Source organism: Streptomyces sp. NPDC055506 (assembly GCF_053643595.1).
In genome coordinates this window covers 1-13238 of the sequence record NZ_JBSHKH010000181.1, presented here as the reverse complement: position 1 = coordinate 13238, position 13238 = coordinate 1, and the positions used below count along the sequence as shown (strand labels likewise).

At 71.4% G+C, this 13238-nt stretch carries 13 protein-coding genes and 1 pseudogene; 5 read left to right on the top strand and 9 right to left on the bottom strand.

Going from position 1 to position 13238, the window contains the following annotated elements; translation table 11 throughout:
* Positions 1 to 294: 294 nt before the first annotated feature.
* Entirely contained in the window at positions 295 to 669 is a 375-nt protein-coding gene (locus ACWIF2_RS37690) for a hypothetical protein (RefSeq protein ID WP_454365798.1), read from the top strand.
* A 60-nt stretch (positions 670 to 729) separates the two neighbouring features.
* Positions 730 to 1505: pseudogene (locus ACWIF2_RS37685) on the top strand (hypothetical protein).
* A gap of 17 nt (positions 1506 to 1522) precedes the next feature.
* Here the strand turns inward: ACWIF2_RS37685 and ACWIF2_RS37680 are convergent.
* Complete coding sequence (locus tag ACWIF2_RS37680; protein ID WP_454365800.1) at positions 1523 to 1864, bottom strand: hypothetical protein; 342 nt, start codon at positions 1862 to 1864, stop codon at positions 1523 to 1525.
* A gap of 35 nt (positions 1865 to 1899) precedes the next feature.
* Positions 1900 to 2157: a hypothetical protein gene (locus ACWIF2_RS37675; protein WP_454365796.1), complete on the bottom strand. Its 258-nt coding sequence runs from the start codon at positions 2155 to 2157 to the stop codon at positions 1900 to 1902.
* 442 nt (positions 2158 to 2599) lie between these two features.
* On the opposite strand from ACWIF2_RS37675, the gene ACWIF2_RS37670 reads away from it, so the two are divergent.
* Positions 2600 to 3112: a hypothetical protein gene (locus ACWIF2_RS37670; RefSeq protein WP_454365794.1), complete on the top strand. Its 513-nt coding sequence runs from the start codon at positions 2600 to 2602 to the stop codon at positions 3110 to 3112.
* A 62-nt stretch (positions 3113 to 3174) separates the two neighbouring features.
* On the opposite strand, the gene ACWIF2_RS37665 is transcribed toward ACWIF2_RS37670, so the two are convergent.
* The 3 genes from ACWIF2_RS37665 to ACWIF2_RS37655 form a co-directional block, all read right to left on the bottom strand.
* Positions 3175 to 3516 (bottom strand): hypothetical protein, encoded by a 342-nt coding sequence (locus ACWIF2_RS37665; protein ID WP_454365792.1) that lies wholly within the window; start codon positions 3514 to 3516, stop codon positions 3175 to 3177.
* A gap of 64 nt (positions 3517 to 3580) precedes the next feature.
* Positions 3581 to 4330, bottom strand: coding sequence for a TIGR03943 family putative permease subunit (locus ACWIF2_RS37660; protein ID WP_454365790.1), 750 nt, complete (start codon positions 4328 to 4330; stop codon positions 3581 to 3583).
* The gene (locus tag ACWIF2_RS37655) at positions 4327 to 5388 is read right to left on the bottom strand and encodes a permease (protein ID WP_454365788.1); all 1062 of its coding nucleotides are present in this window, start codon (positions 5386 to 5388) and stop codon (positions 4327 to 4329) included. Before ACWIF2_RS37655 ends, ACWIF2_RS37660 begins: the two co-directional genes overlap by 4 nt.
* 180 nt (positions 5389 to 5568) lie before the next feature.
* On the opposite strand from ACWIF2_RS37655, the gene ACWIF2_RS37650 reads away from it, so the two are divergent.
* Positions 5569 to 7461 carry an NAD-binding protein gene (locus tag ACWIF2_RS37650; RefSeq protein WP_454365787.1) on the top strand — a complete coding sequence of 631 codons (1893 nt, stop codon included), beginning with the start codon at positions 5569 to 5571 and terminating at the stop codon, positions 7459 to 7461.
* Between the two features lie 170 nt (positions 7462 to 7631).
* On the opposite strand, the gene ACWIF2_RS37645 is transcribed toward ACWIF2_RS37650, so the two are convergent.
* Entirely contained in the window at positions 7632 to 9497 is a 1866-nt protein-coding gene (locus ACWIF2_RS37645; protein WP_454365785.1) for a S9 family peptidase, read from the bottom strand.
* Positions 9498 to 9667: 170 nt separating this feature from the next.
* Between ACWIF2_RS37645 and ACWIF2_RS37640 the strand changes: the two genes are divergently transcribed.
* Positions 9668 to 10456 carry an SURF1 family protein gene (locus ACWIF2_RS37640; RefSeq protein ID WP_454365783.1) on the top strand — a complete coding sequence of 263 codons (789 nt, stop codon included), beginning with the start codon at positions 9668 to 9670 and terminating at the stop codon, positions 10454 to 10456.
* 23 nt (positions 10457 to 10479) lie between these two features.
* Here ACWIF2_RS37640 and ACWIF2_RS37635 read toward each other — a convergent pair whose 3' ends face one another.
* The 3 genes from ACWIF2_RS37635 to ACWIF2_RS37625 form a co-directional block, all read right to left on the bottom strand.
* On the bottom strand, positions 10480 to 11517 hold the full coding sequence (locus ACWIF2_RS37635) for a hypothetical protein (RefSeq protein WP_454365781.1): 1038 nt from the start codon (positions 11515 to 11517) through the stop codon (positions 10480 to 10482).
* 101 nt (positions 11518 to 11618) lie between these two features.
* On the bottom strand, positions 11619 to 12194 hold the full coding sequence (locus ACWIF2_RS37630; RefSeq protein WP_382492703.1) for a SigE family RNA polymerase sigma factor: 576 nt from the start codon (positions 12192 to 12194) through the stop codon (positions 11619 to 11621).
* 464 nt (positions 12195 to 12658) lie between these two features.
* On the bottom strand, positions 12659 to 13238 hold a 580-nt coding region (locus tag ACWIF2_RS37625), incomplete at its 5' end, for an aspartate-semialdehyde dehydrogenase (RefSeq protein WP_454365779.1).

Here is a 13238-nt window from a genome sequence, read left to right as displayed (position 1 = left end):
GCATGACTCCGGGCGCACACGGGCCCGGAGTCATGCCACACTAGGACCGGAAGGCGAAAAGTGAAATTTTGGGATTCTCGCGTCGCATCGTTTGCGGTGCCGCTTGGGCTTGGCTTGTTGCTTGGCCTGATAGGGCCTACCGCTGAGCAGTGGGGTGGCCGTCCAGGTGCGGCCGTGGGCGCCGTTTTCACCGGTGGGTGGCCGTGGGCCTGTTACGCGTTTCTGGTGGGTTATTTCCGCCGGTCCAAAATCGAATCAGTTGTCCTCGCCCCTGTGGGGCTGACAATCGGTGTCGTGACCTACTACCTGATTAAGGCAAATCTGGCCTCACTGGATGGACTGGATTCCTCAGGTGCGGGATCATCCGGAATTGCCCTCTGGGGTGTGCTGGCATTCCTCTTTGGAGCACCCCTTGGGCTCCTGGGGAACCTCGCACAGGTGCCGGGCATCGGCGGCCTGTCCTTCCGGCTGCTTGTTCCCTTGGTGGCTTTTTATGAGACTTCCATGCGTCTGGAGACGGAGTCGCGCGGGCCGAGTCAGGTTGTTCTGGGGACCTGGACCACCGTTCGGTACACAGCTGTTGCCGTTGCGATCGCTATGGTGGGCCACACGGTCTGGGGTTGGTGGAGGTCTCGCCGTATTCGTTCCGCCGGGGTGGGTGTTGGCTAGAGTAGGCCCCTGCTGATCAGGTCGTCGAGAGTTGCGGAGCGGCCTCTGCGCGGGGTGAACATGCCCCTCTCGCAGCCTTGGGCCCGTAACGCCGCGCATGTCCAGCGACGCGGCAGCGCGGTCACGGTCGTGTCGCGGCGTACATCTCCTCCTTGCCCGACGGTTCTTCCGTGACCATCAGTGCCCTGTGCAAGCACTTCAGCGAGGGCGAGATCCTCATCTCGCGGGCCCTCAGGGAGCTTGAGGGGGCTGGGTATCTGGAGCGCCGCCGTGAGCGAACGCCCACCGGGCAGGTCCGTACGCGGACTTACTTCTACGACGTGCCCGGGGGTGCCCCTGATGGCGGACCGCCCGAGCCGCCCCGGCCCCGGAAGTCGCCCGCAGTCGAGAAAGCGGCGCCCGCCCCCGCTCAGAACCAGCCGGAGAAACCCGCGTCGCTCTCCGACGCCGATCCCAAGGCGCTTGCCGTTCTGGTCTCGCTCCGCCGCGTCGATCCGCGTCTCGTGCTGTCCGAGCAGGAGGCCGTGCGGCTGGCGCCGGCCGTCGCGCAGTGGCTCGCGGCCGGGGTCGACGCCTCCCAGATCACCGTGCTGATGACCGCACGGCTCCCCGATCGCTTCCTGACCCGGCCGGCGGGCATCCTCGCCTTCCGTCTGCGGGAGACTCCCCTGCCCGCGCCGCCTCCGCGCCCGCTCGCCGAGGGTGCGAGCCGGCCGGTCGTGCTGCCCTTTCAGACCTGTGACGGATGTGAGCGGGCGTTTCGCGCGGCGGAGCCCGGGTGCTGCAGGGAATGCCGGTCCAGGGAATCGGGGGTCCGTCTCCGTCCGGCCTGCTGACCGCAGATGGGCTGGGTTCAGGGACTAAGGTCCAGGGTGCGCACCGGATGCTCCTTCCACATGTGTGGCTTGGCGGTGGCGATCACCGCACCATCCGGTCGGTCGGGGCTGGGCTGGGCGGCATAGAGCGTGTGGGCGTCGGCCCATGTGGTCGCGCGGGCCACCGAGAGGGCGGCAGGCAGGTCCAGGTCGACGATGGCGACGCCGGGCAGCGCCGCGATGTGCTCCGCGGTACCGGGCCGGGCCCGGTCGGCCTCGACCAGGGCACACACCGTGGCATAGAGGAACCAGCCCGGCTCGGCGTGAGCTCGATGGATGAGCCGCGAGGTCAGTACGCTGCCCCGGTCGGCGGCCACCATCGCGCTCTCGTCCAGGAACACGTGCACATCACGGGTCACGGGGCACCTGCCTCGGCCATGCGGCGGTCCAGCTCGGCGTCCAGCTCGGCCTGCTGGTGCTCGTCGACGTCGTAACCGTTCCACTCCCGCAGCACTGCCTGTGCCTTCTCTGCCCGCTCTGCCCGCTCGGCCGGAGTGAGCAGGGTCTCGGCCAGCCGGGCCAGGTAGGAGCGCAAAGACAGTCCTTCCCCAGCAGCTATCTCGGCCAGGCGGTCGCGGGCGTCGGCGGGGATGCGGACGTTGGCATCAGACATGGCGAGAGTTCCCTTTCACGCATCGACCCGAGGTGCGGGTACGCGTACGTACCCGTACCCGTGGTGTCACTTTAGCCTGGCTGGTAGCCCAGTGGTGACCGACTCGAGGGCGGTGAGGCCGTCCAGGCCGTTTGCGGTCAGGTGTGTGCGGCGGGCGTCGCCCAGGGTGAACATGCCGGCCGAGCCGAGGACCTCGGCGCGCCTCGCCTCGTCGTCCGGGGGACCACCGTCCGGCGCCCCTGAACCCGTTCTCCGCTTGCCCTCGCGATGCCAACTGCCACCACTCCCAGGCCACTTCGATCATGTGCGGTCGTAAACACGTTGTAGGGTGATCGTTCTCTGCTCATGAGTGGGCAGATCGCAACACCACAACGAGGGGAACCTGATAGTGAATCTGCGTCGAACAGTGCCTTCCCGGCAGTCTTCCGCAGGAAAGAAGTTCATGTCGGTCGCGCTGGTCGGTGCCACCGTCGTCGGCGCGTCCGTGCTGTCCGTCTCGCCGGCGGCCGCGCTGAGCTGGAAGTGCAAGGAGAGCTCCAAGACCATCGACGACGCGGGGTACACCGGTCCCTGGGGCGACAACTGGGACTTCACCGTCAAGAACTGTGTGGCCCGGTCCGGCAGCTACGTCTACGCCAAGGCCAAGGTGACCTGGGACGCTCCCCCGTGGTACTCCGGGACCGACCTGTCGGAGACCTTCGACAGCGCCCAGTTCCGGCTGTACCTCAAGCACTCCGACGCGGGCGCGGACAGCGTCCTGCTGAAGAAGGACTTCGGCATCCGGTCCAAGCTGGCCGCCATGAACGGCAGCGGGAACGGTTCGTGGACGTCCTCCACGATCAAGAAGAAGGTCGGCGGCAAGAGCGCGTACGCCGACGGGGCCCTGCGTCTCAACTGGGACGAGGACGGCAAGGACGTCATCCACTACGGCTTCAAGGCGAGCCGCTCGGTCTGATCTGCTGAGCCTGTGCCGGGTTCTCCCGTGGGGAGGGCTCGGCACAGCCCCCGGTGCAGCCCCTATGTGAGCGCCCCGGCCAGCGTTCCCGCCAAGGTGAGCGTGAGGAAGACCGCTCCCCAGGCCATCCCCCGCCGTATGCAGCGGTACTTGACCCAGACGGTGCGGGGCCTCGCGGCCAGGCCGAGCAGGACCAGGGACGGGGCGCAGGCCGCGCAGCCGGCCCAGACCAGGAGCTGGGGGATCACGGCGTACTGGGCGGGTGCGATGACGCCCGCGGCGATCGCGCCGAGCAGGGCGGTCAGGGCCGCACCCAGGGTCGCCAGGGTCAGTTCGGCCCTGTTGTCGGCCTTTACGAGTTCCTCGCGGGCCTCGGTGCGCAACTCGCCTCTGTGTGTGGTCATGCGTCCCCCTCGCTCAGCAGCGGGATTCACGAGTACCCGGAAGTGCGGCTTCTAGTACGCCAGTTCAGGTGTTCCATGTTTCGTCGTAGGGGTCGTGCGGGGTGGGGACCGGCTTGGCGCGGGTGACCTCGAGGTACGGGACGGGGCCGTTGTTGACCGGGTCCTTGGTGCGGCGCGGGGTGTAGCGGCCGGTGATCTCCAGCCAGGTGTCCGGGCTCAGGACCGGGGGGATGTCGCCGGTCAGGGCGATCTTGACCGGCTGGGCGTCCGCCGCGCAGCAGTTGAGGCCCATGCGGACCAGGTAGGGGGTGCCGGCGCGGTCCAGGGTGACGAAGCCGGTGATCTTCAGTTCGCGGCCGCGGAGGGAGCGGCCGTTGTCGTACACCGCTCGGCCCGCGTAGTCGGCCACGCCCAGGCGGAGAGGGCCGTCGGCAGGGAGGTCCGGGAAGCCGAAGGGTTTCTGGAGGGCCGTGCCGGTGTGGGAGGCGCTGTAGGAGCCCAGGGCCGGCGGGGCGACCAGGATCAGGGCCAGGACGGGGAGCGTGAGGAGCCAGGTGACGCGGGGTTCGTGGTGGTGGTCGTGCCCCCTCCCGGCGCCCTCGTGTCCGCCCCCGGCGCCATCGTGGCCGTGCCCGCTGCCCCGGCGGTCGTACCAGAGCGTCGCCGCCGCCGTCGCGATCAGTACCACGCCCGCCAGCAGGACCAGCGGCCGCAGGCCCGCCTTGACGTAGCGCAGATAGAGGTCGGTCATGCCGGCGTGCAGCAGCGTGGCGCCCAGGAGGAAGAGGAGGGCGCTCTGGGCCAGGCGGTTCACAGCAGGACCGTTCCGGTCAGGGCCGACACGACGACGGCCAGGGCGAAGGTCGCGGGGGCGAAGCGCAGGGCGAAGGCGCGGCCGAAGGTGCCCGCCTGCATCGCGAAGAGCTTCAGGTCGATCATGGGACCGACGACGAGGAACGTCAGGCGGGCCGTCAGCGAGAACTGGGTCAGGGACGCCGCCACGAACGCGTCCGCCTCCGAGCAGATGGACAGCAGGACGGCCAGCGCCGCGAGGAACAGGACCGACCACACGGGGTGTCCGGCCGCCGTACGCAGCCACTCCCCCGGCACCACCGCCTTCAGCGTCGCCGCGGCCATCGCGCCGATCACCAGGAAGCCGCCCGCGTGTGTCACGTCGTGGCGCACCGAGCCCCAGAAGGCCGCGACCTTGCCCTGGCCCTCGTACGACGCCCTCTCCGGGGGACGCAGCCAGTCCGTGCGACCGAGGCGGTGCCAGAGCCAGCCCATCGCGCAGGCCACCAGCAGGCTCGCGACGAAACGGGCCAGGACCATCTCCGGGTCGCCGGGGAAGGCCACGGCCGTCGCCGTCAGCACGATCGGGTTGATGGCGGGCGCGGAGAGGAGGAACGCCAGCGCCGCCGCGGGCGTGACGCCTCTGCGCACCAGTGCTCCGGCGACCGGCACCGAGGCGCACTCGCAGCCCGGCAGCACCGCGCCCGCCGCGCCCGCCACCGGGACCGCCAGGACCGGGCGCTTCGGCAGGGCCCGGGCGAAGAACGACGCCGGCACGAACACCGCGATCGCCGCCGACAGCAGCACGCCGAGGACCAGGAACGGCAGCGCCTGGACCATGACCGCCACGAAGACCGTCATCCAGCTCTGCATCACGGGTGCGGCCAGGGCGCCGCGGATCGGGCCCTGGAACATCACCGCCGTGACCAGCAGAAGGGTCAGCAGGAGGGCGGAATTGAGGTGTCTGCCCTCGTCCCGGCCGTCCTGGCCTTCCCGGCCGTTCTGGCCTTCCCGGCCCCGGTCCGCCTCGATGTCCCCGTGCTCGCCGCTCTCCCTCGGGACGGTCTTCGTGGTGGCCACGGGCCCGGTACCTCCGGTGGTGCGCATGGGCTTGCATTGCCTCCCCTTCGATACGGACGGGCGGGCCCGGGCGTTCAAGCACCTCGGTTCCCTTCTGGAACCAGCCGTCCCGGTGAGGCAGTCTTCTCCCTTGTGGGGAGCGTTCCGAATCAAGGTCAGCCAGGCGAACCGGCCACGCACATGGTCGTATGCGGTGACGACGGGCTCGCCCATCGGCTGGCCGCCGAACTCCGGGGTGTCTACGGCGAACAGGTCACGCTCGTCGTGCCGCCGTCGGGGCGCCGGGTAAGACAGCCGGTGGTCGGACGGGCCCGGGCCGCCTCGGCGGCCCTGCTCGACCGGGTCAGCGCGGCCGTCAACCGGACGGGCACGGGCAGCGCCGAACCGGCCGCGACCGAACAGGTCGTGGAGGCCGCCGAGATCACCGAGGCCGTGCTCACCGAGGTGGGCGCGGACCGGGCGGCGGCTCTGGCGCTCGTGTACGACGACGACGAGACCAATATCCGCGCCGCGCTGACGGCCCGCCGGATCAACCCCAGTCTGAGACTCGTACTGCGGCTCTACAACCGGCGGTTGGGGCAGCACATCGAGGAACTGCTCGACCAGACGGCGGCCGTGGCCTCCGGGGCGGGGCCGGGCACGGGCGTCGACACCTCGACGACCGTACTGTCCGACGCCGACACGGCCGCGCCCGCGCTGGCCGCCACCGCCCTCGTCGGCACCAGCAAGGTCGTCCAGACTGAGGGACTCGTACTGCGGGCCGTGGAGCGGCAGCCGCCGCAGCCGGGCGAGGTGGCCGACCCCGGGCTGTGCACCCTGGCGCTGCTGTCCGCCACGAGCAACGACCCGGCCGGCGCCGACGGTTCCGAGAGCAGCGGGGAGCACGGGCCTCAACTGCTCCCGGACGAGATGGCGGTGGCGTCCGCGACCGGGCGCGGGACGGTCGTCCTGGAGCAGGTGGCGTACTCCGGGCCGTCGCTGCCCTCCGGGCGGGGCGGTGTGCCGCCGTTCGCCTCGCTGTTCTCGCGCCGGCTGCGGTGGTCGCTGGCCGGGCTGGTCGGGTGCGTGCTCGCGCTCGCCGTCGCGCTGATGTTCGTGACCGGGGAGCATCCCCTGTACGCCACGTACGTCACGCTCCTCGACCTCTTCGGCATCAACGATCCCGCGTACCACGAGTCGATCGGGCGGCAGGTCCTGCAACTGCTGTCCGGGCTGGTCGGGTTGCTGCTGCTGCCGGTGCTGCTGGCCGCGGTGCTGGAGGCCCTGGGCACGTTCCGCAGTGCGTCCACCCTGCGCAAGCCCCCGCGGGGGCTCGGCGGGCACGTGGTGCTGCTCGGGCTCGGCAAGATCGGGACGCGGGTGCTGACGCGGCTGCGCGAGCTGCACATTCCCGTGGTGTGCGTCGAGTCCGACCCGGAGGCCAGGGGGATGGCCACGGCGCGGCGGCTGCGGGTGCCGGTGGTGCTCGGGGACGTCACACAGGAAGGGGTGCTGGAGTCCGCCAAGATCCACCGGGCGCACGCGCTGCTGGCGCTGACCAGTGCGGACACGACGAATCTGGAGGCCTCGCTGTACGCGCGGTCCGTGCGGCCCGATCTGCGGGTCGTGCTGCGGCTGTACGACGACGACTTCGCGACCGCCGTGTACCGGACCCTGCGGGCCGCGCATCCCTTCGCCCTCACCCGGAGCCGGAGTGTGTCCCATCTGGCCGCGCCCGCGTTCGCCGGGGCGATGATGGGGCGGCAGATCCTGGGGGCGATTCCGGTGGAGCGGCGGGTGCTGCTGTTCGCGGAGGTGGAGGTGGCCGGGCATCCGCAGCTGGAGGGCAGGACGGTGGCGGAGGCGTTCCGGGGCGGGGCCTGGCGGGTGCTGGCGCTCAATACGGCACCTCCTGGGGGGCGTCGGAGTGAAGGGGAGGGTGCGGAGGAGGAGGGTGCGCCGGCCTCGGGGCTGGTGTGGGATCTGCCTCCTACGTATGTGCTGGGGGCTGGGGACCGGGTGGTGCTGGCGGCGACTCGGCGGGGGTTGGCGGAGTTGCTGGGGCGGAGGAGGCGGGAGCGGGCGGGCACGTGACGCTGAGCGGTGCCCCTGCGCAGCTCGGCGTTACAAGGTGCCCGGCGTCGGAGCTGAGGCCGGGGCGTGGCGCAACCCGGCGCAGCGGGGTGCCGCCCGCGCCCACCCGTGCCGCCCTGGGGGCACCTCCCAGGCCCTTAAGGCACTGGGGGAGGCACGCATGCCCGCGGTTACGACTTCCGCAGGTACCTTTCCGCGAACTCCAGTTCCAGCCGCACCTGCTTGATCCGTTCGTCCACCACCAGTGAGCCGTGCCCGGCGTCGTAGCGGTACACCTCGTGGATCGCGCTTCGCTTCTCCAGGCGTTTGACGTAGTTCTCGATCTGGCGGATCGGGCAGCGCGGGTCGTTGACGCCGGCCGAGATGTAGACCGGGGCCTTGACCTGGTCGACGTAGGTCAGAGGGGAGGACGCCTCGAAGCGGTCGGGGACCTCCTCCGGGGTGCCGCCGAGGAGGGTGCGGTCCATCGCCTTCAGCGCTTCCATCTCGTCGTGGTACGCCGTGACGTAGTCGGCGACGGGGACCGCCGCGATGCCCAGCGTCCACGCGTCGGGCTGGACGCCGAGGCCGAGGAGGGTGAGGTAGCCGCCCCAGGAGCCGCCGGTGAGGACGATGCGGTCGGGGTCGGCGAGGCCGGAGCTGACGGCCCATTCCCGGACCGCGGCGATGTCCTCCAGCTCGATGAGGCCCACACGGTGCTTCAGGGCGTCGGTCCAGGCACGGCCGTAGCCCGTCGAGCCGCGGTAGTTGACCCGGACCACCGCGTAGCCGTGGTCGACCCAGGCCGCCGGGCCCGCCGCGAAGGAGTCGTTGTCGTGCCAGGTCGGGCCGCCGTGGATGTCGAAGACGGTGGGGAGCGGGCCGGTGGTGCCCTCCGGCTTCTGGACCAGTGCGTGGATGCGGCCGCCGGGGCCCTCCACCCACACGTCCTCCACCGGCACCGAGCCGGGTGACTTCATGCCGGGCGGGTCGAGCACGACACCGCCCGTCGTGGAGCGCAGCGCCGACGGTTCGGCGGCCGAGGACCACAGGTACTCCACGCTGCCGTCGGGCCGGGCCGTGGCGCCGGAGACCGTGCCGGGCGGGGTCGGGATCTCCACCAGGGCGCGGCTCGAGAGGTCGTAGCGGAACAGCTCGCTGCGGGCCTCGAAGCCGTGCACGATGAGCAGGCCGGTGCCGTCCGGGTACCACTCGGCGCTGACGTCACCGGGGAGCTCCAGCGCCAGGTCCGTCTGCTCGCCCGAGGCCACGTCCCACACCAGGGGCTCCCAGCGGCCGCGTCGCTGGTGGCCGATGAGCAGGCGGGTGTCGCCGTCGACGGGGGCGAAGCCGAGGACCTCGAGGCCGAGCTCGCGCGTACCGCCCTCGGTGTCGTCGAGGTCGGCGACCGGGGTGCCGTCGGGGCGCAGTACGCGCAGGGCCGAGTGCATGGCGTCGCCGTGCTCGGTGTGCTCGACGGCGATGAGCGAGCCGTCGTGGGAGAGGTCGCCGACGCCGGCGGACTCGCGGTGGCGGTAGATCTCCACCGGCTCCTCGCCGGTGCGGACGAGGTGGATCGTCGTGCCGTCCTCGTCCGTCGAGCGGCCCACGACCGCCGTGCGCCCGTCGCGGCCGAGGGCGAGGCCCGCCGGATAGGAGGCCTCGAGACCCGCGGCGGCCGGTTCGTCCGCACCGCCCGTGAACGGCTGGCGGCGCCACACGCCGAACTCGTCGCCGTCCTTGTCGTCGAACCACCAGATCCACGCGCCGTCGGGCGACAGCACGCCGTCCGTCGTGCCGTTCGGCCGGTCCGTCACCTGGCGCTGGTGGCCCGTCGACCGGTCCCACGCGTACAGCTCGTACGTCCCTGTCGCGTTCGACACGAACAGGGAGCGGTCCGGCGCGTCCTCCGCCCAGTCGGGCAGGGACACCCGGGGCGCCCGAAAGCGCTTTTCCCAATCCGGCATCCGCTCCTGCTGTCCCGCCTGTACCACTTGTTCGTGCTGGTCCCGCGGGTCCCGCTGGTCCCGCGCATCGGACGCGTTGCTCTCAGTCATGGCCCCATACTGCCCGCCTGGACCGACATCGCGCTGCCGAGGCCCCCAGCCTGTGGACAACCTCCACCGGTCCCCCTTCCCGGCAGGGTCCGGAGGAACGGAAAGCGCGTACCGGGACAGCGCCCCACCCCGCGGGCGGGAACCGTCCCGCCGCCCCGTACCGTAAGGGTGTGTACCGGTTTCTGCTGACGCCCCGATGGTGGGGGATCAACGTCTTCGTGCTGTTGTCCATCCCCTTCTGCATCTTCATGGGGTCCTGGCAGCTGGGCCGGTTCGAGGACCGCGTGCAGGACCACCGCACCGCGACCGAGCAGGTCTCCGAGGCCCGGCACGAGGCGCCCCGGCCGCTCGCCGAGCTGCTGCCGGTGACCAAGGCGACGTCCGGCAAGCAGGTCACCGCGACCGGCCGCTACGGCAAGCAGCTGCTGGTGCCGGACCGGGAGCTCGACGACAAGCGGGGCTACTACGTCCTGACGCTGCTGCGCACCGACTCGGGCGAGGCGCTGCCGGTCGTCCGCGGCTGGCTGCCCGGTTCACCGGACGCGGCCGAGGCCCCCGCCCCGCCCACCGGTGAGGTCACGGTCACGGGGGCGCTCCAGGCGTCCGAGTCCCCGGGGGCCAACGGCGTCAGCGCGCAGGGCGGCCTGCCGTCCGGGCAGACCGCGGCGATCAGCGCGGCGTCCCTGGTGAACCTGGTGCCGTACGACGTGTACGACGCGTGGGTCACGCTGGCGAAGGGTGACTCGGGCATGAAGGCGGTGCCCGCGAGCGCCCCGCCGGACTCGGGGCTGGACCTGAAGGCGTTCCAGAACCTCGGCTACACCGCCGAGTGGTTCGCCTTCGTCGGGTTCGTGATCTTCATGTGGTTCCGGTTGCTGCGGCGCGAGGTGGAGTTCGCCCGGGACGCGGAGCTGGGGCTGGTCCAGGAGGACGAGGAAGCGGAGCGCGTGGTCGCCTGACGGCGACCACCCGGCCGGTGGCCTTACGCGCCGGCCAGCACGCCCGTCCAGTACACGGTCCCCGCGCACGCGTTGGTCACCGTGACCGAGCTCGCGCCCGAGCCGGTACCCGGCGTGTACGTCACCGCCACGCTGCCGTCGGTCGTGCCGTCCTCCGTGGCCAGCTGCGGGGCCGTGCCCGTCTCGCCGCCGGTGGAGGTGCCGCCCGTCTCCGTCGTGTCGCCCGACGGGGTGGGGTCGGGGGTGGGGTCGCCGGGGCCGCCGACGCTGCCGCCGGGGGTGGGGCAGGTCTCCGTGGGGACCCAGGCGAACTTCACGTCGTAGGCGGCTCCGGGCGCGAGCACCAGCTGGGCCGCCTCCAGGGACGGGTCGGGCAGGCCCGCCGCAGCGTCCCCGGCCACGTGCCGGGCCGTGCTCACCTTGCTGATGTCGGCCGTGCCCTGCGGCAGCGCGGTCACCGAGCCGGGGCCGGTGACAGTGCAGCTCGCCGCGGAGACGTTGGTGACACGGAAGGAGCCGTAGACCGCGCCCGTGGAGTCGGGGGCGGCGCTGCTTCCGCCGGCGGGGCCGAGCTGGGCCGCGGTGCACGCCGCGATACCGGCGGCGGTGGTGGCGGAGGGGTCGGCGCCCTGGGTCGCGCCGGTGGTGGCGCCGGTGCCCTTGCCCTTGTCCTCCTCCTTCTTGTCGCCCTTGTCCTTGCCCTCGGTCTTGCCGGAGGAGCTGCCCGTACTGCTCTCCCCGCCGTCCGGTCCCTTGCCCTGGCTCGCGCCGCCCTGGGTCTCGGAGGCGTGGCCGATGGCGGACGGGTTGGCGTCGGAGCCGGTGGAGTTGGAGACGTGCACGAGCGCGGGGACAGCCGTGCCGATGAAGAGACACGCGGCGGCCATGCCGACGACGGCCTGCCGCTTGCGGGTCCGCCGCTGGGGCACCGCCTTGCGGAGGTACTCCAGCGTGCCGTCGCGCGGTTCCACCTCCTGCACCACTTGGTGCAGCATCGTGCGCAGGTCCAGCTCGTCCGAGTCGAACCCCTCGGGGCTCTGGTCGTCGGGGCCGTGGTTCACAGTTCCGTTCCCAGCGTGCGATTGCTTCGGATCTTGCCCGTGCGGCCTGGTCGGCTCATGCCGGTCGCCCCCGCCCCGGCCCGCGCCGCCGTCCGGGGCGCTCATGCCGGCGCCTCCATGGCCAGCCGGAGCGCCGCGATACCGCGCGAGCCGTACGCCTTGACCGAGCCCAGGGATATGCCGAGGGCCTCGGCGACCTGTGCCTCGGTCATGTCCGCGAAGTAGCGCAGCACCAGCACCTCGCGCTGGCGGCGCTGCAGACCCTTCATCGCCTTGATGAGGGAGTCGCGCTCCAGCTGGTCGTAGGCGCCTTCCTCGGCACTGGCCATGTCGGGCATGGGCTTCGACAGCAGCTTCAGGCCGAGTATGCGGCGGCGCAGCGCGGAACGCGAGAGGTTGACGACCGTCTGCCGCAGGTACGCCAGGGTCTTCTCGGGGTCGCGGACCCGCTTGCGGGCCGAGTGGACCCGGATGAAGGCCTCCTGGACGACGTCCTCGCAGGAGGCGGTGTCGTCGAGGAGGAGGGCGGCGAGACCCAGCAGCGAGCGGTAGTGCGCGCGGTAGGTCTCGGTGAGGTGGTCGACGGTGGTGCCGGCCGCCGCATCGTCCTCGGCGCCGTCGCGCTGGTTCGGTATGCGGGCCGGCCGCGCTGCGGGCACGGGCGCGATCACCGGCATGCCACCGGGCGTACCGGCCATGCGGGGTCGTAGAGCCGCCGGACGGGGCGGTCGTAGGACCGTGCCGCGTGCCGCGCTGAAGTCGAGTACCTCTGCCACGACTGTTGGACACGCTCACCCCTGTGAGGGTTGTACGTGCCGGGCGTCACTTTCACGCCGACCGTCGCCGTCGACGGTCTACCCGCGTCAGGCAGCACAACAGATGGTGCGTCAAATGCCCTCATGCGTCCCGCTCTTCCCCTATGTCCAATTATGAACGGACGTCCCCACGCCCGGTTCCAGGCGTCCCCACGCCTGATGAAGCGCTTGCACGGCCGAAGGGCGACCGCAAAGACGCTCCCCGCCCTCCGCACGGTTGCGGAGGACGGGGAGATAAATCCTCTGATGCCGAAGCGCCGCGGACAAGTGGTCCGGACCATCGATCAGCTCACATGTCGCACACAGATCCTACAAACCGTCCACCATCAGGACAGCTCCGCGGCCACCACCTCGGCGATCTGCGCGGTGTTGAGCGCGGAGCCCTTGCGCAGGTTGTCCCCGCACACGAAGAGCTCCAGCGCCGTGGGGTCGTCCAGCGCCCGCCGCACCCGTCCGACCCAGGTCGGGTCGGTGCCGACGACATCGGCGGGGGTCGGGAACTCCCCGGCCGCCGGGTTGTCGAACAGCACGACACCGGGCGCCGTGGCGAGGATCTCGCGGGCCTTGTCGACGGTGACCTCGCCCTCGAAGCGGGCGTGCACGGTCAGCGAGTGCGTGGTGATCACCGGCACCCGGACACAGGTGACGGCCACGGGCAGATCCGGCAGGCCGAGGATCTTGCGGGACTCGTCCCGGACCTTCAGCTCCTCGGAGGACCAGCCGTCGTCGCGCGCCGAACCGGCCCAGGGCACGACGTTCAGCGCCACCGGCTCCGGGAACGGTCCGGTGTTGTCTCCGACGGCCCGCCGTACGTCACCGGGGCTGGTGCCCAGCTCCGTGCCGGCGACCAGGGAGAAGGTGATGGCCGTGAACGTCGTGGCGCTCACCCGGCTCGCTCGTGCGGCC